General features: G+C 30.5%; 15 protein-coding genes. 10 read left to right on the forward strand and 5 right to left on the reverse strand.

Features of this window, described 5'->3' with window-relative positions; translation table 11 throughout:
• Window positions 1-162: 162 nt before the first annotated feature.
• The 10 genes from MKD34_RS01150 (at window position 163) to MKD34_RS01195 (ending at window position 19,728) form a co-directional block, all read left to right on the forward strand.
• Window positions 163-6,144 (forward strand): hypothetical protein, encoded by a 5,982-nt coding sequence (locus tag MKD34_RS01150; RefSeq protein ID WP_240219327.1) that lies wholly within the window; start codon window positions 163-165, stop codon window positions 6,142-6,144.
• A 16-nt stretch (window positions 6,145-6,160) separates the two neighbouring features.
• The gene (locus tag MKD34_RS01155; protein WP_240219328.1) at window positions 6,161-8,455 is read left to right on the forward strand and encodes a polysaccharide lyase 8 family protein; all 2,295 of its coding nucleotides are present in this window, start codon (window positions 6,161-6,163) and stop codon (window positions 8,453-8,455) included.
• A gap of 85 nt (window positions 8,456-8,540) precedes the next feature.
• Complete coding sequence (locus MKD34_RS01160; RefSeq protein ID WP_240219329.1) at window positions 8,541-9,914, forward strand: sulfatase-like hydrolase/transferase; 1,374 nt, start codon at window positions 8,541-8,543, stop codon at window positions 9,912-9,914.
• A gap of 13 nt (window positions 9,915-9,927) precedes the next feature.
• Entirely contained in the window at window positions 9,928-11,466 is a 1,539-nt protein-coding gene (locus MKD34_RS01165) for a type 2 periplasmic-binding domain-containing protein (protein ID WP_240219330.1), read from the forward strand.
• Window positions 11,467-11,608: 142 nt separating this feature from the next.
• Entirely contained in the window at window positions 11,609-12,586 is a 978-nt protein-coding gene (locus MKD34_RS01170) for an ABC transporter permease (protein ID WP_240219331.1), read from the forward strand.
• Window positions 12,587-12,625: 39 nt separating this feature from the next.
• Window positions 12,626-13,507 carry a carbohydrate ABC transporter permease gene (locus tag MKD34_RS01175; RefSeq protein WP_240219332.1) on the forward strand — a complete coding sequence of 294 codons (882 nt, stop codon included), beginning with the start codon at window positions 12,626-12,628 and terminating at the stop codon, window positions 13,505-13,507.
• A 53-nt stretch (window positions 13,508-13,560) separates the two neighbouring features.
• The gene (gene kduI, locus MKD34_RS01180; protein WP_240219333.1) at window positions 13,561-14,397 is read left to right on the forward strand and encodes a 5-dehydro-4-deoxy-D-glucuronate isomerase; all 837 of its coding nucleotides are present in this window, start codon (window positions 13,561-13,563) and stop codon (window positions 14,395-14,397) included.
• A gap of 13 nt (window positions 14,398-14,410) precedes the next feature.
• On the forward strand, window positions 14,411-15,172 hold the full coding sequence (gene kduD, locus MKD34_RS01185) for a 2-dehydro-3-deoxy-D-gluconate 5-dehydrogenase KduD (protein WP_240219334.1): 762 nt from the start codon (window positions 14,411-14,413) through the stop codon (window positions 15,170-15,172).
• Window positions 15,173-15,194: 22 nt separating this feature from the next.
• Window positions 15,195-16,754, forward strand: coding sequence for an extracellular solute-binding protein (locus MKD34_RS01190; protein WP_240219335.1), 1,560 nt, complete (start codon window positions 15,195-15,197; stop codon window positions 16,752-16,754).
• A 61-nt stretch (window positions 16,755-16,815) separates the two neighbouring features.
• Entirely contained in the window at window positions 16,816-19,728 is a 2,913-nt protein-coding gene (locus MKD34_RS01195) for a chondroitinase family polysaccharide lyase (RefSeq protein WP_240219336.1), read from the forward strand.
• Window positions 19,729-19,776: 48 nt separating this feature from the next.
• On the opposite strand, the gene MKD34_RS01200 is transcribed toward MKD34_RS01195, so the two are convergent.
• The 5 genes from MKD34_RS01200 to MKD34_RS01220 form a co-directional block, all read right to left on the reverse strand.
• Window positions 19,777-21,174: a sulfatase family protein gene (locus MKD34_RS01200; RefSeq protein WP_240219337.1), complete on the reverse strand. Its 1,398-nt coding sequence runs from the start codon at window positions 21,172-21,174 to the stop codon at window positions 19,777-19,779.
• Between the two features lie 125 nt (window positions 21,175-21,299).
• A complete protein-coding gene (locus MKD34_RS01205; RefSeq protein ID WP_240219338.1) occupies window positions 21,300-24,965 on the reverse strand; it encodes an autotransporter domain-containing protein in 3,666 nt (1,221 codons plus the stop codon).
• Between the two features lie 121 nt (window positions 24,966-25,086).
• A complete protein-coding gene (locus MKD34_RS01210) occupies window positions 25,087-25,401 on the reverse strand; it encodes a hypothetical protein (RefSeq protein WP_240219340.1) in 315 nt (104 codons plus the stop codon).
• A 2-nt stretch (window positions 25,402-25,403) separates the two neighbouring features.
• A complete protein-coding gene (locus tag MKD34_RS01215; protein WP_240219342.1) occupies window positions 25,404-25,811 on the reverse strand; it encodes a hypothetical protein in 408 nt (135 codons plus the stop codon).
• 2 nt (window positions 25,812-25,813) lie between these two features.
• Complete coding sequence (locus tag MKD34_RS01220) at window positions 25,814-26,206, reverse strand: hypothetical protein (protein WP_240219344.1); 393 nt, start codon at window positions 26,204-26,206, stop codon at window positions 25,814-25,816.
• Between the last annotated feature and the right edge of the window lie 91 nt (window positions 26,207-26,297).

The raw sequence follows: 26,297 nt of genomic DNA on the forward strand, positions 1-26,297 counted from the left end.
TTCTTTCAAGTCAGAAGAAAAATATTGATAGAGGAAATAAAAGTGAAAAGTAGAAATAAAAATCTTCTACATAGAAAAAAGAATATAAAAAATAGCTGATTTACATGAAAAAAATGGTGGGGTATCATGAGAGTACTAAAATAAAAATAAAACGGGGGTAGTATGAAAGCGAAAGAGAAAATGGTATTGTTAGGAATCTTTCTATTATTTTCTAGCAAAAGTTTGGTGAGTTATTCAATTCCAGTTACAAGTGAGAATAATAATGATTTAACTATTACAAGTGGAACAGCAATAGAGGCTAATAAAAATCATAATAGAGTAAATAATGCAACTATAACAGTTAGTGGAGACAAGACTGTTGGGATGAAAGCAAACAACTACTCATCTGGAGATCCATCAATAGTTGAAAATAGAGGAACTATAAATGTAACTGCAGGAGCGGGAACAATAGGAATGCAGGCAGCAGGGAGCGGGACCCAAGCTATAAATGCAGGTACAATAACTCATAATGGTAATAATTCAACATCAAATGCAATGTTAGCTCAAAATGGTGGATACTTAGAAAATAATGGAACTATTGAAATTTCAGGAACTAATGCATCTGGAATGGCAGCAGATAAAGATGGATCATCATTAAAAAATACAGGAACAATAGTAGTAGATAAAAATGCAAAAGGAATAAAGTTAACAAATGGAGCAAGAGGGCTAAACTCTGGGAAAATAGATGTAAAAAATGGAACAGGAATGTCAATTGAGACAGGATCGATCGGAGAAAATAAAGGTAAAATAAATATATCAGGAAACGGAACAGGTATATTAGTAACAGGAGGAAGCGAAGGTTTAAATAGCGGAATAATAACCTTAAATAATGCTAATTCGACAGGAATGATAATAGGAAATACAAATTCTCAAGGAAAAGGAGAAAATACGGGAGATATTTATGTTTCAGGAGATAAATCAACAGGGATGTCAATTTTAAATGGAAGTTCTGGAATAAATAGTGGAACTATAAATGTTACCGCAGGAGAATTTACTTCAGGAATGAAAGTTGATGGAGTAAATAGTACAGGGACGAATAATGGAGCTATAATTCATACAGGAAATGGAAAGACATCAAATGCCATGTTAGCTCAGAATGGTGGATACTTAGAAAATAATGGAACTATTGAAATTTCAGGAACTAATGCATCAGGAATGACAGCAGATAAAAATGAGTCATCATTAAAAAATACAGGAACAATATTAGTAGATGGAAATGCAAAAGGAATAAAAATAGTTGGAGCAACAGGGTTAAATACAGGAAAAATAGATGTAAAAAATGGAACAGGAATGTCAATTGAAACAGGGGCGAAGGGAGAAAATACAGGAGAAATAAATGTATTAGGAAAAGGAACGGGGATATCGATAGCTGGTGGAAGCGAAGGTTTAAATAGTGGAATAATAAAGTTAAGCAGTGCTAATTCAACAGGAGTATCTGTTAGTAATAGTAAAGGTAAAAATACAGGAGATATCCATGTAACAGGAAATAGTTCAACAGGAATGTCGGTAACAGGAGGCGGAACAGGAGTAAATAATGGAAATATTTATGTAACTGCTAATCAATATACATCGGGAATGAAAGTTGATGGGGCAGGTAGTGTTGGAATAAACAACGGAACTATAATTCACACAGGAGATGGTCAAACATCGAATGCAATGCTAGCTCAAAATGGTGGATATTTAGAAAATAATGGAACTGTTGAAGTCTCAGGAGTAAACGCATCTGGAATGGCAGCAGATGGAAATAGTTCATCATTAAAAAATACAGGAACAATAGTGGTAGATAAGAATGCAAAAGGAATAAAATTAACAAATGGAGCAATAGGAATAAGTTCTGGGAAAATAGATGTAAAAAATGGAACAGGAGTATCGATCGAATCTTCATCTAAAGGAGAAAATAATGGAGATATTTATGTAACAGGAGATAAATCAGTAGGAATATCAATTACGGCTGGAAGTGAAGGGGTAAATACAGGAAACATTTATGTAACTGGACAAGAGTTTACTTCAGGAATGCAAGTAGTAGGAAGTGGTTCTAAAGGAATAAATAATGGAGCTATAATTCATACAGGAAATGGAAAAACATCGAATGCGATGTTAGCCCAAACGGGTGGATATTTAGAAAATAATGGAGCCATTGAAGTTTCAGAAGTAAATGCATCTGGAATGGCAGCAGATGGGAACAATTCATCATTAAAAAATACAGGAACAATAATAGTAGATAAAAAAGCAAGGGGAATAAAATTAAGTGGTGGAGCTAATGGAATAAGTAGTGGAAAGATAGATGTAAAAGAAGGAACAGGTATCTCAATTGAAACAGGTGCAAAAGGTGAGAATCAAGGAGATATTTATGTAACAGGAAATTCTTCTTATGGAATTGCAATTAGTGGAAAAGGTGAAGGAGTAAACAATGGAAATATCTATATTTCAGGAAAACAGTATACATCAGGAATGAAGGTAGATGGAGTAGGAAGTATAGGAATAAATAATGGAGTAATAATTCATGAAGGAGATGGTCAAACATCAAATGCAATGTTGGCTCAAACGGGAGGATACATTGAAAATAACAGATTCATTCAAGTATCCGCAGTAAATGCATCTGGAATGGCAGCAGATAAAGAAGGGTCATCACTAAAAAATCAAGGAGATATTTTAGTTTTAAATAAAGCAAAAGGAATAAAATTAAGCAATGGAGCTAGTGGAATAAGCAGCGGAAAGATAGTTGTAGAAGAGGGAACAGGAGTTTCAGTTGAAACAGGTGCAAAAGGTGAAAATCAAGGAGATATTTCAATAACAGGAAACTCTTCGTCAGGAATTTCGATTTCAGGAGCTGGAGAAGGAATAAATACAGGAAATATTTATGTTTCAGGAAAACAATATACAGCTGGAATAAAGGCGGATGGATTAGGAAGCATAGGAATAAATAATGGAACAATAATCCATGAGGGAGATGGCCAAACATCAAATGCAGTTTTAGCTCAAGGAGGAGCAACTGTTGAAAATAATGGTTTAATACAAACATCAGGAATAAATACATCAGCTATGAGTGCAACTGGAGTGGATAGTAAAGTTCTAAATAATGCAACTGGAAAAATAACAGTATTTGATAAAGCTCTAGGGATGAAGATAGAGAAGAACGGGTATGGAGAGAACTCAGGAATCATATCTAATAATAGTACTGGAATCGGAATGGATATAAGATCAGAATCTTCTGGAAAAAATAGTGGTCTAATAGAAAATTATTCTGTAAGTTCAGGGGTTAAAGTAGCAGGTCAACTTATAAATACAGGAGAAATAAAGAACTATAACTTTGGAAATGCAGTTTTAGTAAGCAATGGAACATTTATAAATGAAGGTGGAGTAATAGATGGTGGATATGGAGTTGCAATAAAATCAGAAGTTCTTAGATTGAAAGATCCAGTAACAGGAAAATATTATGATGCTCCAACAAATAATAATGTAGTATTAAAAGGTGGGGAAATAAAAGGTACTATTGAAGGTGGAGTAGGAATAGATGCTTTATTTTTTCAGGGAGATAATAATATATCAGATATGAGGATAGAAAATTATGAAATTTTATCAGCAGCTGGTGGAAATAGTAAAATAGATAATTCTTTTATTGATTTGGAATATAGCCAAGGAAATAAAGGATATTTTGATGAAAATAAAAATAAACTTGAAAGTGAAGGCGTTATAACATCAGATAAAGGGAAATTAGAAATTTCTAATAGTACATTAGTTATCGATTTTAAAAATTCTTTAACAGATAAAACTTTAGAAAATTCAATAATTTCGGCAGATAAATTGATATTAAATGGAGATGTAAAGTTTTCATTTATTTCGGGTGATGGAAGAACTGAATTTAATTTATCAGAAGCTTTTGGTGGAGTAGATATTGAAATGGGTGAAAATGCAGATATAAAATCATCTGTAATTTGGAACTATGAAGTAAAGGATGGGAATGTAATAGCTAAGAAAAATAGCTATGGAGATATATTAACAACATCTAAATTATCTAAGTTTGCTACTTTATTAGAGGGAGATAGAATAGAGAAGAGTGCTTTAGAAACTAAAGCTATAGATAAATCTTTAATCTATGCTGTTTCTGATGCAGAGCAACTTCAAACAGCTGGAGAATTTACAAATGCTATGAAACAACTTTCAGGAGGAGTTTACGGTTATATGGCTGATATAGCTTCTATAAACTCAAGAACTTTATCAAAAAGAATGATGGATAGAGTAAATCAAAGTGATTTTACTAGAGAAAGAGCAACAAATTCATCAACACAAGATGTGATATATATGGATAATAATCATAGAATCAACGGATTAATGGACGTTTCATACATAGAGCATGGAATTTTAGGGGTTACAGAAAAACAAATTGAAAACAATGCTAAATTAGGGTTGATGTATGGAGGATCTAATGGAAAAGTTAAGTTCGAAGGTGGAGAATATGGAAGTGCAGATTTAAATAACATCTATGTTGGAGGATATTATAATTATAAATTTACAGATAGATTCTCTTTAACATCAAATGCTAGAATAACAAATTCATTTAATTCGTTAAAGAGAACAGTAAACTATGGAAATACTTACGGAAATTTTGATTCTACTTTCCCGACTTATGGTTTTGGACTTGGAACAGTAGCAGCGTACAATGTTTTGAAAGACGATTATAAAGTTGGAGTTTATGGAGGAATAGATTGGACTAAAATAGTTCAAGGGAATATAACAGAAGATCCTATACCAAATGGAAAAACACAAAATGAGTTAGCTGTAAATAGTAATGGAACTGTAGATGAAGAATTTTATGATTCTGTTGTTCCAAAAGCTGGAATTCTTTTAGAAAAAACAGGTTATTTATTTGGAAAAAAATATATTGTTGGTGGAAACTTTGAGTACGAAACAGAGTTAGGAAATATTAAAGATGGAAAAGTATTAAAACTTCAAGGGTTGTCTCAAAAGCATAGAATAGAAACAACAAAAATGGAAAATATGTTATCATATAATATTTTTGCATCATTAAATTTAACAGAGGATTTCTCACTTTTGGGAAGTTATACTTCTACAAAATCAAAAGAATATGATTCAGACAGTTTAACTGTAGGCGGAAAATATAAATTTAACTCAGTGGGAGATGTTGTAAATACATATTTTGACAATTTATCTGGAAATAAAAGTGATAGATGGAGAGGAACAGTTAATATCTTATTAGAAGCAGAGGATGATTCAGATAGAACATATTTTGATATGGATGGGAATCCATATCCAGGTGATTATGCAGCTTCTACATTATATGCTCCAAAATTAACAATGAGTTTAAATGATTTAAAATCAAAATGGTCATACTACTTTGAAGGGTATTATAAAGATAATGAAATGTTCCAAGGGCTAAAGACAAATGAAGCAGAGCAACACGCAACAAGAGTTCATTTAGAGGCAAGATGGAATGATACATTCTCTAGAGGAAGATACGGAATTAATATTGCATATAGAAATGAAACAAGTGAAAAACCACAAAACTATGGAAAAAAAGGATTTAGAGAAGTAAAAAGAGGAGTTCATCAAATTAGACTTACTCCAAACTTTATATATAATTTAGGTAACGGATTTGCTTTAAATGGAAGTTTTACAAATATATATGAGTATAACTATATTGGAGATAAGGAGGGACAAGGGGATTTCATAATGGAAAATCAAGGTGGAATAGACTATTCTGGACTTATGCCAAGAGCGTTTATGAGATTAAACCTATTTAGAGAAGATACATGGCATGATCATAACAATGCAACAGAAAGAAAAAGATTAACTCAGATTAGACCAACTTTTAGATATTTCTTTGGAAATGGAGCCTATACTCAGTTAGAAGCAAGATTCCCTATATACAATGGTGGTTACTCTAATGACACAAGAACTCAAATAATAAAATCTGAAAATTATGAAACAAGATATGGAATAAAATATATTCAACCTTTAGCACCAGGACTTACAGGAACAATAGGAGTTACACTATTAACAATAAAAGCTAAAAATAAAGCAACAGGTAATGAAAATAGATATCACTCATTTAGACCGATGGTTGGAGTAAGTTATAGCTTTTAATTAAAGGGGGAGAAAGTTGAAAAAAAAGATAATATTAATGATGCTTTTATCAATATGTATAGTTCAAGCAAATGAAAAGAATACAACTAAAGATAATCCAAATAAACAGATAGTTACAAATATATCAAAAGTGTCTCAAAGTGAAAAAGAAGATTTTAAAAATATGAGATTAAAATGGGCAGAATTTTTAACAGGAAAAGAGAGTTTAGAACTAGAAAGTCCAAAAGTAAAAAAAGATACAATTAGTACTTTAAACAATATGGGCAGAAAAAATTTAGAAAATTATAACTATGATGAAGCAAGAATGTCAATATACTCAGATTTAGAGGATATGAAAAGTGGAGTTCAAATTCAAACAACTTATGAAAGATTAAAAAATTTAAGTAAAGCCTATGTAGTTCCAGGAACAAATTTTTACAAAGATGAAAAAATAAAAAAAGAAATTTTAAATTCTTTAGAGTGGCTTCATAAAAATGCCTATTATGAAGGAGCTCCAGAATATGGGAACTGGTGGCAGTGGGAGTTAGGAATACCTAAAAATATAAATGAAATAGTAGCAATTATGTACGATGAGATTCCACCAGAAAATAGAATGAAGTATTTAAAAACATCACAATATTTTCAGCCGTATGCAAAATATTCAGGGTATAGCCCATCTGCTAAATACTCTTCATCACCAGAATTGAGAGTCTCAACAGGTGGAAATAGAATGGATACATCTATAATATCTTTCACACGTGGATTTTTAATGGAAGATAGAGAGCAAGTTTTAGATGGAGTTTCAGCAGTTGCAGATGTGGGAGAGTATGTTGCTTCAGGGGATGGATTCTACAAAGATTCATCTTTTGTACAACATGGAAATATTGCTTATAACGGAACATATGCCTCAGTATTGTTTAATGGATTAGGTTCAATTTTATATCTTACATCAGGAACTCAATATGAAATGAAAGATGAAAGATTAAATAATATATATGATTCAATAACAGATGGATACTCATATCTTTTAATAAATGGTGGAGTAACAGATGCAGTTAGTGGTAGATCTATTTCAAGGGACGGAAGTAATGAACTTGAAAGAGGTAGAGGTCTTGTAACTTCGATAGCTATGATATCAGAGGGAGCCCCTGAACCATATAAAAGTAAGATAAGAAAGCTTGTAAAAAAAGCTTTAGATGAGAATACCTCTTATAAGACAACTGAAAAAATATATAATTTAAAATTAAAAGAGATAATGAAAGATATAGAAATAAATGAGAAATATGAAAAAATAAATGAGCCTAAAAGTAAGGTTTTCTGGGGGATGGATAGAGTTGTTCATTTAGGTCCTGAAAACATAAAGTTTGTTATAGGTATGCATTCATCTAGAATTGGAAATTATGAAACAATGAATGGAGAGAATAAAAAAGGTTGGTATACAGGAGATGGAGTTACGTACATTTATGGTGAAAACTCAGATAAATCTAAAGATTTTTGGGCAACTGTTGATATGTACCATCTTCCGGGAGTAACAGCTAGTATAAAGGAAAGAAAAGATGGGTCAGGAGAGAGAAGACATAAAGTTAAGATGAGTCCAAAATCTTTTGTGGGAGGAGTAACTACAGGAAAAGTAACTTTAGCTGCAATGGATTTTCTTTCATGGAATAATCAAACTTCTGGTAAAAAATCATGGTTTTTAATAGATAACACGATGTTTGCAATGGGTTCTAATATTAGTAGTTCAGATGGAGAAATACATACAACTATTGACAATAGAATTATAGATGGAGAAAACTTTAAATATACGCTGTTATCAGATGAGGAGATAGTAACAAAAAAAGAGATTAGAATAGGAAGTTGGGAAAATATAGGTGGAAAAAGTGAAGCTCCAATAGAGGTTGAATATATAACAACTTATATAAATCATGGGAAAAATCCAAAAAATGTAGGTTATTTTTATAGTGTAGGTTTAGATGAAATATCTAAAAATGATATTGTTATATTATCTCAAAACGATAAAGCTCATGGTATAAAAGTTAAAGATTATACAGGGATAAACTTTTGGCAAGATAATCAGTATAAAGTTGATAAATATAAGAGTTTTAGTACATTGTCTTTATTAGCTTTAGAAAAAGATAATACATTAGAGCTTTGGGTAAGTGATCCAACTCAACTTTCAAATGTAATGTCTATTTTAGAAATAGATGGTGCTTATAAATTAGTTGAAACTACTGATAAAAATTTAAAGATAAGAACAGAGAAAAATAAAACTATTTTAAAAGTAGATAATATTAGAAGTGGGGAAACAAAATATATAAAATTAAAAAAATAAAATAATTAATAAAAAACCTTCTAAAGAAATGATTTTATATCATGAAAATTTAGAAGGTTTTTAAAAATTAAGAGGAGGTGTTTTAGTGAAGAAAAATTTAGTTTTTATAACAACAGATCATCAAAGAGCAGATACTATTGGGATGATACAAAATGGTAAAGAGGTAACTCCAAATTTAAATAGATTAACAGCAGAGGGATTTGATTTTAAAAGAGCTTATACAACGTGTCCATTATGTGTTCCAGCTAGAACTGCCTTAGCAACAGGACGATTTCCTACTAGAAATAATGTAGTGATAAATGATTTGAAGAATATACCAGAAATAACGAAAAATAGTAAAACAATTCATGAATATCTATTTGAAAATGGATATAACGTAAGTCATTTTGGAATGCAACATATAACTTTAAAACCATCTTTAGAAGATAGAGTTAAATTTAAAAGAATTTTAACAGATGATGATTATGAAAAAATATGTAAGAGAGAGAACATCCCACTATTTGGAGTTGTTGAAGATAGAGTTAAAGTTAGTGAAAGACATGGAGATATATATGAAGATAGACAGTACACAGGATCAAGAGTTTCACTTTTTGAAAAATCAGAAAATCTATTTAGAGATAGAGTTTATATTGATAATGCACTCAATTATTTAGATAGTGAAGCTTTTGAAAAACCTATAGGGATGTTTATAAATATCTGGGCTCCTCATCCACCTTTTAGAGTTTTAAAGGAACTTATGGATAGATTTCCAGATCCAGAATTACCTGAAAATATAAATAAAATATGTGAAGATGAACCACCTAAAAGAAGAGAGGGAATAGCAGCACAGCTAGCTGAGGAGAAAGACTTAGAGCATTGGAAAGATGTATGGCGAGCATATTTAGGCTTAACTAATTATGCAGATGAGCTAATTGGGGAGATAATTGAGAAGTTAAAGGAAAAAGGCCAGTATGAAAATACAATGTTTGTATTTACTGCTGACCATGGGGATCATTTAGGGCAACATAAGATGTTTCAGAAAATGGAGATGTACGAGCAAAGTATAAATGTACCTTTAATAATGAAAGTACCAGAGAAAAGTGAAGTAAAAGTGGAAACGGTAGTTAGTCACTTAGATGTACTTCCAACTATATTAGAAAGTTTAAATATAGAAAGTGATGAGGTATTTGTTGGAGAAAATATTTTAAATAATGAAACTCTAAAAAAATCTAGATATGCTTATAGTCAATATTCAGGAAATCAAGTAGCTATTGGTGATATAAGAAGGTCGATAGTGAGTAAAGAGTTTAAATACATATATGATCCTAGAGATTTAGAAGAGTTATTTAATTTGAAAAAAGATCCTTTAGAGATGAAAAATGAAGCTGGCAACATAGAGTATAAAGAGGTAAAGAAAAATTTAAAAAATCAATTGTCTCTATTTTTAAAAGAGCAAAATGATTGGATAAATATTATATAAAATGGAGGGTGTTATGAATAAAAAAATTGGGTTATTACTATTAGTTGGGGGACTTTTACAAAGAGGAGTTTTAGCAAATGAGCATAAGATTTCTGAAAAGCCATTGGAATTAAGTATTCTAGCTATTCAAAACGGAAAGACATATGATGAGAATTGGACAGTTTTCCAAGAGGCATTTAAGGATACAAATGTGAAATTAAAAAGTTATAGTTCTAAAAATTTAACAGATGAAATACAAGCTTTTAATCTAGCTGTTTCATCTGGAAATCTTCCAGATATTATATCTTTAGCTTATCCTGAAAAATTAGAAAGTTTAGGAATGGACGGAGGAATAGTATCATTAAATGATTTGATAGATAAACATGCTCCAAACATAAAAGCATTTTTTGAAAAATATCCAAGATATAAGATGGATGCTGTAGCAGCAGATGGAAATATCTATTTTATTCCAGATTATTATGATTGGTATAATATGAGAGCTGCTCAAGGGGTATTTATAAGAAAGGATTGGTTAGATAAGTTAGGATTAAAAACTCCAAAGACAATGGATGAACTATATGAAGTTATGGTAGCTTTTAAAACGAAGGATCCAAATGGAAATGGAAAAGCAGATGAAATTCCATACTTTGAAAGATCAGTGGAGTTTGCTGATAAAGAGTTAGTGGGAATGTTTGGAGCAGAGATAGGATTTTATGTAGATGAAAATGGAAAAGTAAAATTTGGTCCAACAACAGAGAGATTTAAAGAAGCTATGCCTCAAGTTATAAAATGGTATAAAGAGGGATTGATAGATCCTGAGATATTTACAAGAGGATTCCAAGCGAGAGACTATATGTTAAGAAATGATTTAGGAGGAGTTACTTTTGATTGGTTTGCTAGTACAGCTTCGTATAATGAGGATAAAGAGTTAAAGGATAAAGTGAAAGATTTTGAATTTATTGCAATAGCACCGCCAGAATATAAAGGGAAAAGTTATGCCCCAGATGCTAGAACAACTTATTTAGGTGGTTGGGGAATAAGTGCTACATGTAAAGATCCTGTTGCAGCTATAAAATATTTTGATTATTGGTTCTCTCAAAAAGGGTATGAGTTATCTAACTGGGGTGTAGAAAATGATACTTTTGTTAAAGAGGAAAATGGTAAAAAGAAATTTACAGATACGGTTATGAAAGCTGATGGAAAGACACCTTTACAAGTTTTAAGAGATAAAGGGATACAGTTTAGAATAGGTGCTTTACAAGATTATGAGTATGAAAAGGCTTGGGGGAATCCAAAAGCATCAGAATGGGCGGAGATGTATATGCAAAATGGATATATTGTAGATCCAATGCCAACTTTAAAATATACAAAAGAGGAAAATAGAAAAATACAGAAAATAAATTCGCAACTTAATATGGCTGTAAAAGAGATGAATCAGAAATGGATTTTAGGAGCTGTAGATTTTAATAAAACATATGACGAATTTCTAAAGAGATTAAATGAAATAGGGCTACAAGAGGCAATAGAGATAAATCAAAAGGCATATGATAGATTTGTTGGTTCTAGCAACTAATAAAGAATAAAGTGTGCTTTTATTGATTTAAAAGTAGAAAAATGATATATAGAAAAAGGTATATCCTAAAATGATGATTTACACTTTAAAAATTTTAAACTATAATCACCTTACAAAACGCAGATAAGTAAGGAGGGTTAGTATGAAAGAAAATATTTTAGAAATGGATGAAAGAGTAGAATCAGAAAAAATAGGTCTCATTAAGAAAATAATGACTGGATTGAAAAGAGGAAACGTAAAAGATCAAATGTCATTATATCTGATTTTTCTTCCATTTATACTTTGGTATATGATATTTGCATATAAACCAATGTATGGTCTTATAATCGCTTTTAAAGATTACAATCTATTTAGGGGAATATCAGGAAGTGAATGGGTAGGACTAGCAAACTTTACAGAGTTTTTAACAAGCCCATACTTTTATACAACTCTAAAAAATACAATATTTTTAAATATATATAGTTTAGTGTTTGAGTTTCCATTTGCCATAATTTTAGCTCTTATGCTAAATGAGGTAAAAAATAGATTTTTTAAATCTTTCGTTCAAACAGTTTCGTTTTTACCATACTTTATAGCAATAGTTGTAACAGCTGGAATAACTATAAATATTCTTTCTCCAAGTAGTGGTGTAATAAACCATATTTTAGAAAGATTTGGATTTGAAAAGATATACTTCCTATCAAAACCAGAGTACTTTAGAGGAATATTTACAGGAATGAACATGTGGAAAAGTACAGGATTTAATGCAGTAATCTATTTAGCAGCTTTAACAGCAGTGGATGAATCTCTATATGAAGCAGCAAAGATAGATGGAGCTACAAAGTTCCAACAGCTTAGATTTATAACTTTCCCATCAATTATCCCAACAATAGTTATAATGTTAGTACTGAAAGTTGGAAGTATGCTAAACGTTGCATTTGAGACAGTTTTATTACTTTATCAACCAGCAACATATTCAACATCAGATGTTATAAGTACTTATGTTTATAGAACAGGTATGTTAATGCAAGATTTTGGTTTAGCAACAGCAGTTGGATTATTCAATGCAGTTATTGGATTTATCCTAGTTTACCTAGCAAATAGATGGAGTAAAAAGATAACATCATCAGGACTTTGGTAAAAAGTATTAACTGTTAAAAAAATTTGAAAGGAGAGATTTATGAGTAAAATTAAAAGATCAAAAGATGAAAAAATATTTGATTTTATCAATTATTCCCTACTTGCAATATTTGGAATAATGTTTATATATCCAATTATATATGTATTCTCAGCATCAGTGACAAAACCATACCTTTTAGAGATAGGAGAGATGTATCTTCTACCTAAAGGGATTAGTATGGCATCATTTAAGGCAGCTATGAATCTAGATGGAATCTGGTTAGCTTATGCAAACAGTATCTTTATAACAGTTGTAGGAACTGCTGTAAGTATGTTCTTTACAATAACTGGAGCTTATGTTTTATCAAAACCAGAGTTAAAATTTAGAAAAATTTTAACATTAATGGTTGTTGTGACAATGTGGTTTGATCCAGGAATGATCCCTAGATATCTGAACTTTAGAGACTTAGGTCTTATTAATAGTTATACATCTGTAATTGTAGGATTCGCAGTAAATACATTTAATGTAATAATTTTAAAGAGTTTCTTTGAAGCTGTGCCAAAATCACTAGAGGAATCAGCTAGAATAGATGGAGCTACTCAGTGGCAAATTATGACAAAAATATATCTACCTCTATCAACTTCAGCGTTAACAACAGTATCATTGTTTTATGCTATCTCAAGATGGAATGGATATTTCTGGACAATGGTTTTATTAACTGATGATTCTAAAGTACCATTACAAGTTTTCTTAAAGAAGTTAATAGTAGAGAAGAATATGGCTGGAGAAGCAGCACAAATTATTACACCAGAAAGTTTAACATCACCACAATCAATAATATATGCTGTAATAGTTTTATCAATAGTTCCAATAATGATTATATATCCGTTTATCCAGAAGTTCTTTAGAAAAGGAGTAACTTTAGGAGCAGTAAAAGAGTAGATAAAAAAGAAAATTAAAAATAAAAGTTCATAATATTTAGGAGGAGTTTTACTATGAGATTAGATACAAGATATGCAAATCACCCAGAGGATTCAAAACACTACACAACAGAGGAATTAAGAAAGCACTATTTAATGGAAACAGTTTTCGTTGCTGATGAAGTTAACTTAATGTATTCTCATGTGGATAGAGTTATAGCTGGAGGGGTTATGCCAGTTGAAACTGAAGTAAAATTAGAGGGATGTAAAGAGTTAGGATCTGAGTTTTTCTTAGAGAGAAGAGAGCTTGGACTTATAAATATAGGTGGATCAGGTAAAGTAGTTCTTGATGGAGTTGAATATAAAATGGCTTCAAAAGATGGACTATATGTTGGAATGGGAGTAAAAGAGATTACATTCATATCTGATTCTGCAGAAAATCCAGCAAAGTACTATGTTAACAGTGCTCCTGCCCATGTAGCTTACCCTACAGTAAAAATAGATATAGCTAATGCTAATGCAGTTCATTTAGGAGATTTAGAGAATTCAAACAAAAGAACTATATTTCAATATGTTCACCCTGCAGTTTGTAAATCATGTCAACTTTTAATGGGAATGACTGTATTAGACCCAAATAATATGTGGAACACTATGCCAACGCACACACATGAGAGAAGAATGGAAGTTTACTTCTATTTCAACATGGATGAAAATACAAGAGTATTTCATTTAATGGGACAACCTCATGAGACTCGTCACATTGTAATGGCTAATGAGCAAGCGGTAATATCGCCATCTTGGTCAATTCATTCAGGTGTAGGAACTAAAAATTACACATTTATTTGGGGAATGGCTGGAGAAAATCAAACATTTACTGATATGGACCATATAGCTATGGATCAGTTAAGATAATTGGGGAGGAAATATGTTAAACATGTTTAATTTAGAAGGTAAAGTTGCAATGGTAACTGGAGGAAACGTAGGAATAGGAAATGCACTAGCAATGGGACTTGCAAAAGCTGGAGCAGATCTATTTATCTTCACATATAATGATGATAATATGGAAAATGTTGTAAAAGAGGTTGAAGGATTAGGAAGAAAAATTGCTTATGCAACTGGAGATCTATCAAAAGAAGATGTAGCTATGGAAGCAGTTAGTAAATGTATAGAGGCTTTTGGAAGAATTGATATCCTAGTAAATAATGCTGGAACAATAAAAAGATCGCCAATTTTAGAGGGATCAAACAGTGATTGGCAACAAGTTATTGACTTAAATCTATCTTCAATATACTATTTAAGTAAGACTGCAGCATTTGAGATGAAAAAGCAAGGTGGAGGAAAGATAATAAACATAGCTTCAATGTTATCATTCCAAGGTGGAAAGTTTGTTCCATCATACACAGCAAGTAAGCATGGAGTAGCTGGTCTTACAAAAGCTTTTGCAAATGAATTAGCAATAGATAATATCCAAGTAAATGCAATAGCACCAGGATATATAGAAACAGCTAACACAGCACCGATTAGAGCTGACGAAAAAAGAAATGCAGAGATATTAGGAAGAATACCAGCAGGAAGATGGGGGCAAACTTCAGACCTTGTAGGAGGAGCGATATTCTTAGCATCAAAGGCAGCAGATTATGTAAATGGACATATTCTAGCTATAGATGGTGGATGGTTAGTTAGATAATAAATAAGGGGAGAAAGTTATAATGAAGAGAAAAATAGCAATGGGAGCGTTACTTTTATCAGCGCTTATGTTTAATGGATGCTCAAATGATAAAGACTCTAAAGATGCAGGAACAGCAAAAGGAAAAGATAAGAATCTTTCTGTGTTTCTAGTTTTCAATGGAATGCCTTTAAGTGATGAGTGGGAAGTTTATAAAAAAGCTGAAGAAGCAACAGGAGTAAAAATAAAATCATACGCATCTAAAAATAATACAGATTCTACACAAGCTTATAATCTTATGCTAGCTTCTAATGATTTCTCAGATATTATAGCTTACAGAGTTCCAGATTTAGAGAAGTTAGGTAGCGATGGTGGAATGATTCCTTTAAATGATTTAATAGATAAGCATGCACCAAATATAAAGAAGTTTATAGAGGAAAATCCAAGATATAAAAAAGATATGTATTCACTAGATGGAAAAATTTATGCAATTCCAACATATTATGATTTAGATAAACTTAGTGTATCATCTGGACTTTTTATAAGAACTGATTGGTTAAAAAAGTTTGGATTATCAGTTCCAAAAACACTGGAAGAAGCTGAAAATGCGTTGACAATATTTAAGGAGCAAGATGCTAATGGAAATGGAAGAAAAGATGAAGTTGGAATCTTTGTGCGTGGAAATATTCAAGCGGCATTAAATAACTTAACTGGAATTTTTGGTGCAAGACCATATAAAACATTTTATGTAGAAAATGATCAAGTAGCTTTTGCAACATTAGATCCTAATTTTAAAGAGGCAGTAAAATTATCAGCAGATTGGTATAAAAAAGGACTTGTAGATAAAGAGGTTTTCACTAGAGGTTGGGGAGCAAGAGATGCGGTATTACCAACGAATATAGGTGGAATGACTTTAGATTGGTTTGGAAGTACAGCTAGTTATAATAGCTTAGCAACGACACAAATACCAGGATTTGAATTTTATCCAATAGAACCACTTCAAATAAAAGATGGAATGAAAAGTGTTACAGTGGGAAGAAATACGACTCCAGAAATCGGTTGGGGAATATCAGCAGCTTCAAAGAACCCAGAGCAAGCTATTAAATTTATGGATTGGTGGTTCTCTGAAGAGGGAAGAAGAACTTGGAACTTTGGTATTGAAGGAAAGCATTATACAATGGTAGATGGGAAACCAGTATTTACAGATTATGTATTAAACAATCCTGATGGAAAAGGACCTTTAAAAGTTTTACAAGAGGTTGGAGCTCAAGTTTCAGGACCAGGAGTACAGCAAGATGCAGAATATGAATTCCAATATTCAAATGACATTGCAAAGCAAGGATTTGAAATGTATATGAGAAATGACAACACAACAATGCCACTGCCAATATTAAAATATAGTCCAAAAGATGTAAAAAAATTAGAAAAGATTATGGCACTAGTAAATCAAACAACAGAGGAATATATGCAAAAATGGATTTTAGGTGTTTCAGATGTAGATACTGATTGGGATACTTACATTAATAGAATTCAGCAAAATGGTATAAACGAAGCAGTAGAACTTGTGCAAAAAGGTTATGACCACTATAACAGTATTAAATAAAAACATAAAGAAACTAGGTAGATATACCTAGTTTTTTTATAGATATATCAAGGGGCGCAAAATGAAAAAAGTAATATTAGGAGTTATGATGTTAACGGGGATTTTATATGGTAGAGAGATTAAAGTATATCAATTTGAAAATGATATACCTAAAAATATAGTATCTAGTAAAAAAGAGTCAGTATCTATATCTAAAGAAAAATATAAAGATGGAGAGAATTCTTTAAAATGGAAGTTTAAAAAAAATGATTCTTTAAGTATTTTAGGAGATACAGGATATACAGTTTTTAAAAAAGGACAGCAAGAAAAAGCTAGAAGTAGCTATAGTATGTGGATATATAATAAGGAACCAATTGATGGAGAGATGTTAGTACAGTTTAAGAAAGATGGTGTAGTAAAATGTTGGTTTCCAATAAAAATGAATTTTAAAGGTTGGAGAACTATGTGGGTTCAGTATGATAGAGATATGAAAGGTGAACCTGTTGAAGGAATGGATGAAATAACTTTTGTAGCACCTAATGAAAGCGGAGAGATATTAATAGATCAAATTATACCATCAGTATTAATAGATCCAAGACACAATGCAAGAGATGAGCAGGTAGATTTTATTAATTTAGAGGCAGATACAGCTGCAAATGCTCACTGGATGGCACTATATAAAAATTATAATCAGATAGATAAAAAAAAATTACAAAAAGAATTAAATAAAGATGAAAAAATAGGAATTAAAAAAATTGAAAAAAGATATAGAGAAAAACTTCTAAAAAAAGTTAAAGTGACACCAGAAAAAATACAAAATAAAGAGGAAGAGTTTTCTAAATATAAAAAAATAAATTTAGAATTTATTCAAAGACTAGTAATTTATGAAGATTTGAAACCAGAAGAAAAAGATAAAATAAAGTATATTGCAACAAAGGAGTTTGGAGTATATTTAACAGAATTAGCATATATGTATAATTCAACAAATAATATTCAAGAAAAAGAGAGAATTGCTAAACTTTTCAATGAGAGTCTAGAATATATGTATGATCAAGGTTGGACAAAAGGAAGTTCTCAAGGAACTGTTCATCATCTAGGATACCAAATGAGAGAGATATATGAAGCCATATTTTTAATGAAAGAGCCACTGATTAAACTAGGAACGGTAAATAAAGCTAAAGATATGATAACTTGGTATAGTGGAATGGGGATGATATATACATCTAAAGATAAATTAAAAATAAACATAGATGTATTAAATACAATGCTCCCAGGGATGTTAGCAGCGATACTTTTAAATGAGGATGAATCAAAGGAAGCTAAAGAACTGTATCAATTTCAGAATTATTTAATAGGTTCTATAAAATATTCTCCAGGAGTTTTAGGAGGATTTAAATCCGATGGTACAGTTTTTCATCATATGCAAAATTATCCAGCTTATGCAAGAGGGGCATTCCAAGGGCTTGTACCAATAGTTTACTATCTACATAAAACACCCTATGGAATAAAAGGAAAAGAGTATGATATTGTAAAGAAAGCAGTTTTAACAACTAGATTGTATTCAAATAAATATAATTATTTATTATCTTTAACAGGAAGACATCCTCATGATAAATTAAAAATAGATGTAGAAAGTTTTAGACTAATGGCATTAAGTGGTGAGAATGGTGTAGATAAAGACTTAGCAGAAGCTTATATAAGATTAAGTAGCGATAAGAGAAAAATTGAAAAGTTAAAAGACATGGGATTTGAAAAAGAAACGGCTCCTCAAGGTTCGTGGACAATGAATATGGGGTCTTTACAACTTCATAGAAGAAAAGAGTGGCTAGCAGGAGTGAAAGGCTATAGTAGGTATTTAGTAGGAAATGAAACGTATATAAAAAATAACTTATATGGCAGATATATGAGTTATGGAGCATTTCAAATTTTAGAAGGTTCATTAAAAGAGAGTGGATATGTGCAAGAGGGATGGGACTGGAAGCATTTCCCAGGAACAACAGCTATAGATGTGCCTTTTGAAAAGCTAAAATCGAATATCTCACAAGTGGATACTAAAAGTGGAGTTGAGGAGATGTTACTTTCAGATGAAACATATTCTGGTGGAAACTCTTTAAACGATAATAGTATGTTTGCAATGAAACTTCATGAACATCCAAAATATAATGGAACTCATAGAGCTAGAAAATCAGTATTTGTTTTTAATAATAAAGCTATCTTGCTAGGAAGTGGAATTGAAAACAATGACAGTGAAAATGAAACTCATACAACTATTTTCCAAAATTACTTAGGAAAAAATATGAAAAAAGCCTATGTAAAAGATAAAGAAATGTTTATGGATTCTCAGAATAATTTATATAAGGTTGAATTAGGAAATACGGTATCAAAAAAAGGGAAACAAGAGTCTAGAGATCATTCAACTGGTAATAAAACAGAGAATAACTATGAATTAGCTTATATAAATCATGGGAAAGCACCTAAAAATGGGAAGTATCACTATAGCATTTTGATAAAAGGGACAAAAGAGGAACAAGAGGCCTTTAAAAAAAGTTCAAAATACCAGGTCTTAAATCAAGATAACAGTAGTCATATTGTAAAAGATTTAAAGAGTGATATGATAGGGTACGCACTATTTGAAAGTGGAAAAGTGCAAAATAATAGATTTATTGAATCTGTAGATACTCCATCAATGATTCTTCTTCAAGAAAAGGGCAAAGAGATACAAATGAGTTTTGTTGATCCAGACTTAAGATTATATGAGGGAAGAGATGAGGAGCAATATGATAAGAATGGGGTCATGATTGAAAGAAGTATCTACTCTAGACCTTGGATTGGAAATGAAGGAAAAGAGCATATAGCTTTAGTTATTCTAAAAGGAAAATACAATGTTGATAATAATCCAAAAGTAAAATCTGAAATAGATGGAGATTTTACAAAATTGAGTATTACTTCTAAAAATGGAGAACCAGTAAAGATTATATTAAAAGATATATCATAGAATATAAAAAGAAGTATGACATATTTAAATGCCATACTTCTTTTCTATTTAAACATTTATTTTAATAAAAGGGTCATTGTGTTTTTCTCCCCATGTCATTAGATGTTCTTTTAAATATTTAGTTTTATCAGTTAAAGGAATAGGGTTTAATTGATACTCATCCTTAGTATTGTCATATAAAAACTCTTTAGGAATATCATTACCAGAATAATCATTAAAATACACATAGGTATATTTTTCATCAATTGCAGCCCTCCATCCATAAGCTAAGGTGTCTAATCCTCTTTCTTTTAAATTATTTAAAACCTTAGGGTTTCCAGTATAACATGCAGAAATAGCGATATTATTTACTTCTTCACCTTTTAAAGTAGGAGAGAGATCAACTCCTTCCATCTCTTTAGGAATGTTTAAATCTAAAAGAGAAAGTATTGTAGGAGTAATATCAGCTCCTGAAAGAGGGGTAGTTATCTTTCTATTTTTATATTTGTTTCCATGAGAAAGCATAAATGGCACAGAAACAGCCTCCTCAAACCAAACGTGTTTACTCCAAAGCCCATGAGAGCATAACATCTCACCATGATCTGAAGTTACTATAATTATAGTATTTTCAAATAAATTATTCATCTTAAGGTAGTCAACAATCTTTCCAAAGTGCTCATCAATACCTGTTATAGCTGCATAATATTTTTTTACAGATTCTAAATACCCCTCCTCATCTAAAGAGAATGGAGTTATAGTTCTAGGATGATCAACAATATCTTCTAAGATTACATTTTCTCTTTTTTCAACTTTTACATCCTTATACATATCCACATATTTTTGTGGGATTAAATCAAGAGGTGTATGTGGTGGATTCCAAGATAAAAAAAGAGCGAAGTTATCGTCTTTATTTTTATCAATAAAATCTAAAGCAATATCTGTTTCATGTTCAACAGACCATTTATTAATATTTATCATCTCTGGAGAATCCATCCAGTAGTGAGGAGAAAGATGGTTATCATCAGCACCATAAGAGTACCAAAAATCAAAACCATGTCTTTTAGGTCCAGGTGGTGTAAAGGCATCCCAATCTTTAGCTCCCGAAAGAGGAAGGTTATCATCTTTTTTTTCAGGTTCATCTAGATGCCATTTTCCAATATATCCTGTTTTATATTTATTACTTTTTAAAATATCTCCAATTGTAACTTCACTTTCTTTTAAAAATATATTTTCAAGACCAGGTTTACAATTCGTAATAACTCCATGAGATATAGGGTTTTTACCTGTTAAAATAGTTGCTCTATTTGGTGAACAAAGAGGACAGCTACTATAAGCTTTTTCGAATATTGCTGCTTCGTTAGAAAAAGCATCAAAGTTAGGAGTTATAACAGGTTCTTTTTTCATAAACCCCACTGCTTCTCTTCTCCACTGATCTGCAAAAATAAATAAAAGATTTGGTTTTTTCATAAAATCTCCCCCAAGTAAGTAGTTGTTTCTTTTTATGATACATTTTGTGAAAGAACAAGTAAATATTCTATTTTCAATCCTTTTAAATAAAGTCTTAAAAAAAGAAAATGGGATATTTTATGTTATTAAAATCTATAATTTAATCCAGTACCTATTTTCCAAGAATCATCTTTTTCAAAAATATATTTATAATCAATATAAAAACTTAAAGAATCATTACTAATAGCAGCAATATCAACTTTCGCTCCTAATTCTTGCGAAAAATTATTTTTTCTATCAATATTTAGTTTTGAGTTTTCATTTGAAATATTTTTAAAACTTACATCTAAATCATTATTAGAGCTATTTATTTCTTGACCTAATCCAGCTAAAAGTTTAAATGTAACTGTATAGTTATTACTTGGATAGAAAACTTTACCAATAGAGATATTTGTATTAATTTTGCTAAAAAAATTATTTAACTTATCAATCTCAAGTTCATATTCTCCACTAGATTCCTTTATTTTATGTTGAAATACTCCCATTGCATAAGCACTAATTTCAGGTTCTATAAAAAAGTTAGTAAAGTTATATTGTTTAGATAATTTTCCAGAAGTTCCTAAATAGAAATTTTTTAAATCTCCTTTGTAGTTTTCATTAATAGTACTATAAGTTGGAGTATTGTCTTTAAAGTCTAAAAAGCTTAAATTTAAATCTCTTTTAACATTACCTTTTGAGTAACCTAAATAGAAAGTTCCAATACCTTTTTTATTATTGTTATTATAGTTTATAAAAGCTGTTCCTTGTAAAAAGTTATCCTCTCTTTTTCCAGCATTAGAGTAATAATCACTATCAAGACGAGTATAACTAAAAATAACACCAAAATCAGAAACCTCATTTAAATAGAACTGTTTTCCTAAGTAAAAACCATTTAAATTTTCATCATATCCCTCAACATGATCGAATCCCTTTTGTCTAAATTTTTCAAAGGTATAACCTACAATATAGCTATCATCTTTACCTTTTACTAATTTTTTATCTAAATTTTCAACTATGTTTTCAGTGGTATAAGCAATAACATTTTTAGTTTGAAACATAATATTAGGATATATACTTCTTCCTAAAAATTTATCTAAATAAAAATTATATTCATAACTATTTCGAGCACTTCTAAGAACATTAAAAAATTGATCTTTAGAAGAGTTTTCAGAATCAAAATAAATTGTTTCTAAGAAATTACCAGTTTTATTATCTGTTATCTCTGAGAAATTTTTTCTTCTAATTAAGGTAGTCTCAGAATCAGTATTAATTTCATAAAGATATGAGTAAGAATCTATTTTTTCAGCAGTAAAAGTTAATTGAGTAGGTGTAAATGTAGAATCATTTTTAGTGTAGAGAGTTGAAGCATAACTTAAACCAATGGTAGCTTCTTTTAATGGTGTACTTGTAGTTCCACCTTGCTCCATAACAAGAGAACCATTAGGTCCATTTTTAACTCCATTTGGAGCTATAATATTACCATAGTTAAAAACATTACCATTTGTAGTTAAAAGTCCAGAATCACCGAGATTGATAGTTCCGTTATTAACAGCAGAACCTCCATTTAAATAAAAAGCATAACTATTAGTTGAGCCATTATTAATTGTAATAGTACCATCAGATGCATTTGAAATACTAACACTTCCATTAGATCCCATAGCATTAGCATTAGGACCATCTACAATAATAGTTCCACTATTACTAGCACTTCCATTTGAGTTAACAAACATTCCACCAGATGGGTTTAAATTAACTCCATCAATACTTGTGACTTTAATAGTTCCAAGGTTTGTTAGTGTTCCACCATTATAAACATACATACCATAATCAGTATCTGTAATATCTATAACACCTTTTTCATAGTTAATAACATTAGTTCCACCAGAAACGGTTATAGCAGAGTTACCAAAAGCTAAGGAAATAGTTCCCATATTTTCTACATTTCCAGGACCAAAAGCTAAAATTCCATATGTCCCACCTTGATAATCTTGAGCAGTTCCTTTGATAGTTCCATAATTTCGAAAATATGTATCAGAAGTACTGTTATAAAGGCTAACTGCCGTACTTCCCAGAGAAAAATTGATAGTACCATTATTAGTTCCAGTAGTAGCTCCTTGTAAAAGAATACCATTTTGATAGTTTCCAACATTAATAGTACCATTATTAGTAAGAGAACCAGATTTTTCAATTCCCATAGCATAGTTACTATCTCCACCGTTAATGTTAATAATTCCATCAAGTTTATTAATGATAGTTCCACCTCCAGTTCCATACATTAAAATATGAGTGGAAAAGTTGTCAGTAATATTAGAAGTTATAGTACCATTATTAATAAGGCTTCCGGTTCCAGATAGATACATTGTATAATCAGCATTACTAGAACTTAAAGTTCCAGTATTTATACCAGAACCACTTCCAATAACACCAATTTTAGCAATCTCATTACTATCAGAATTAATAATTCCATCTATGTCATTAGTTACATTACCTCCATCATGAGAAAGCAGAGCAAACTTTGTATTTTTTATATTAATATTACCATTGTTATATGCAGACCCGCTTCCATCTACAAGAATAGCTGAAACTCCATTAGATATTTCGATAGCTCCAAAGTTTTCCATGTAGCCTTGTCCATTTATAATAACGCTGTAACTAGCATCACCAGAGATTTTAGCAGAGCCATCATTAAAAAAGTATGATCCAGATGAGCTATTGTTTAGTAAAATTCCAACTCCACCACCAGATATATTAATAGTATCATTATTAAAAATAGCTCCGTCACCTTCTAAATACATACCGAAAGAGTTAGACAGAGATTTATTTAAAGTAGAACCTACAACATTTATAGTTCCATTATTATAGATTTCACCATAATTTGAAGTATACATTCCAATAGAATTATCATGAACATTTATAATAGATTTATTATTTCCAATATTATTTACGCCATTATTAGAAATACTATTCCCTTCAATAACGATTCCAATACTATTTGAAGAAACATTTATAGTTCCAGAGTTTTGAACTTCACCACCATTAACAGAAAAAATTCCAGTACTATTGTTTGAAGTATCTATAGTTCCATTATTAGTGAAAGAACCATCACCATCAATATAAGCACCTATCTGAGAATTAGTTACACTAATCTTCCCTAGATTACTACCTGTTCCATCGCCTACAATAGCCATTCCAAAATTATTACCAGTTCCTTGAACAAGAATTTCTCCTGAAAGTCCATTGATAATTTCACCACCATTCTTAGATAACATTCCTAAAAGATCTTGAGAAGTATCTCCATTTTCAACTTTAATTATATTGGCATTTTCAATAGAGAAACCATTTTCTACAGATCCCATACCAGTGAATAGATTATTAGTAGGAGTAACAACTAAATTTTCATTTGTTGTATACGAATGAGTATTAAGAATCCAGTTGTTATTAAAAAATATTTTTGAATAGTCAGGTGGACCACTAGGTGCTGTAGGAGTAATAGGTTTTGTAGCTGGAATATTAGGAATACTAGGTGCAGGAGTAATAGACGGAGTAGTAATATTAGGTTTTGATGGAGTAGTAACTGGTGGAAGTAAAGTAGGGTTTTTCTCAGAAGATTCAATTGGTAGATTAATATTAGAGTTTTTTATTTTAAACTCTTTTTCATTAGATTTAAAATATTTAAAATTTGTAAAAAAGATAAGTCCTGATTCAGAATTAGATAAAGATGAACGGTTAGTTACTATAAACAAAGAAAATAATAAAAAAAGTTTTTTTTTCATAGAATCCCCTCACTTTATAAAAATTGTTTTGATTTGCAGTAAGTTTACAAAATGAAAAAATAGATTCCTTCAAAATTAATAAAAAAAAGAACACTTTAAAGTGTTCTTTTAAAAAGCATTTTTAATATCCATAATATGGTTGAGGAACAGGTCTATAGTAGTCATTATTGTGATTGTTATGGTAATTATTATTATTTTGATTTGCAATAATTCCACCTACTACCACAGCACCTACCACAGCAGCACCAATAGCTTGTCTTCTTCTTTCTCTTTTAACTGCTCTTCTAATATCTTTTCTAACTTCTTTTCTAATTTCATGACGAACATGAGCTTTTACAATTTCATGCTTAATAACAGGTGGAATTGGTCTATGATATCTTGCAAAAGAAGTAGTTGTTAAAATAATAAGCATAAATAATGCTAAAAATTTCTTCATAATTACTTTCCTCCTTTTTCTAATATTTTTCCAAAGTTTTGAACTTCATCTTTATTGAAAACAATATAGTCTTCAGTTCCGGCAAAATCTAGAATAAGGACACCCTGTTTTTTATCATATTGTAGATGATAAAATTGTAAAGCGCTTTCTTCAGGATTGTTAGCATTAGCTATAATTCCTGGGATTTGATATCTAGGATTTCCATCTTTAAATGTATTTATTAAAACAGATTTTGGCAATCCAAAAGTAACAATAGCTCCAGTTTTTGTTTGCAAAGCAAAATAAGCATTACTATTTTGGATAAACATACCTATTTTATCAGTTTCTGTAGAGATATCATTTTTAACAATATCAGCAGCAAAAAGGTTTAAAGAACCTAAAATTCCTAAAATAAGAAAGAATTTTTTCATGATTATTTTACCTCCTTAACTGCATTAAAAATCTTATTTGTTTCATCTTTTGTAAAATATATTGTGAAATCTTCGTAAGTAGGTTTTACATTTAATTTATTATCTGAAAAAGACACATTATATAACTCAGTCTCCAATTTATTTTCATCTAAACTATCATAAAAACCTATAACTTCTTGTTGTTTAATTCCCTTTTGTACATCTAAAAGAACATCATTTGCTAATCCAAAAACATAAGCCTCACCAGAGTTGCTAGCTAAAGCCACATATGTTGCACTTTCAACTTTTTCAATTTTTAACTCTGGAAAATTCATACTTCCTTGCTCATTTCTTATTTCAGCACTAAATGTAATAGCTGATAATAAAAGAGAGATAGGAATTAAAAGTTTTTTCATTTTAAGCTCCTTTGAAATATTTTAGTAATAAAACTATATATATACTAACATATATTTTAAAGGTTGAGGATTTGAAAAAGCATTGACAAAA

The sequence above is a fragment of the Cetobacterium somerae genome (assembly GCF_022430525.1).
In the GTDB taxonomy this organism is placed as follows: Bacteria; Fusobacteriota; Fusobacteriia; order Fusobacteriales; family Fusobacteriaceae; genus Cetobacterium_A.

Bases quoted from the DNA above. Each gene is read 5' to 3' on its own strand.
- kduD (WP_240219334.1), top strand. From the start codon at position 14,411: ATGTTAAACATGTTTAATTTAGAAGGTAAAGTTGCAATGGTAACTGGA.
- MKD34_RS01165 (WP_240219330.1), top strand. From the start codon at position 9,928: ATGAATAAAAAAATTGGGTTATTACTATTAGTTGGGGGACTTTTACAA.
- MKD34_RS01175 (WP_240219332.1), top strand. From the start codon at position 12,626: ATGAGTAAAATTAAAAGATCAAAAGATGAAAAAATATTTGATTTTATC.
- MKD34_RS01150 (WP_240219327.1), top strand. From the start codon at position 163: ATGAAAGCGAAAGAGAAAATGGTATTGTTAGGAATCTTTCTATTATTT.
- MKD34_RS01220 (WP_240219344.1), bottom strand. From the start codon at position 26,206: ATGAAAAAACTTTTAATTCCTATCTCTCTTTTATTATCAGCTATTACA.
- MKD34_RS01190 (WP_240219335.1), top strand. From the start codon at position 15,195: ATGAAGAGAAAAATAGCAATGGGAGCGTTACTTTTATCAGCGCTTATG.
- kduI (WP_240219333.1), top strand. From the start codon at position 13,561: ATGAGATTAGATACAAGATATGCAAATCACCCAGAGGATTCAAAACAC.
- MKD34_RS01215 (WP_240219342.1), bottom strand. From the start codon at position 25,811: ATGAAAAAATTCTTTCTTATTTTAGGAATTTTAGGTTCTTTAAACCTT.
- MKD34_RS01205 (WP_240219338.1), bottom strand. From the start codon at position 24,965: ATGAAAAAAAAACTTTTTTTATTATTTTCTTTGTTTATAGTAACTAAC.
- MKD34_RS01200 (WP_240219337.1), bottom strand. From the start codon at position 21,174: ATGAAAAAACCAAATCTTTTATTTATTTTTGCAGATCAGTGGAGAAGA.
- MKD34_RS01195 (WP_240219336.1), top strand. From the start codon at position 16,816: ATGAAAAAAGTAATATTAGGAGTTATGATGTTAACGGGGATTTTATAT.
- MKD34_RS01170 (WP_240219331.1), top strand. From the start codon at position 11,609: ATGAAAGAAAATATTTTAGAAATGGATGAAAGAGTAGAATCAGAAAAA.
- MKD34_RS01210 (WP_240219340.1), bottom strand. From the start codon at position 25,401: ATGAAGAAATTTTTAGCATTATTTATGCTTATTATTTTAACAACTACT.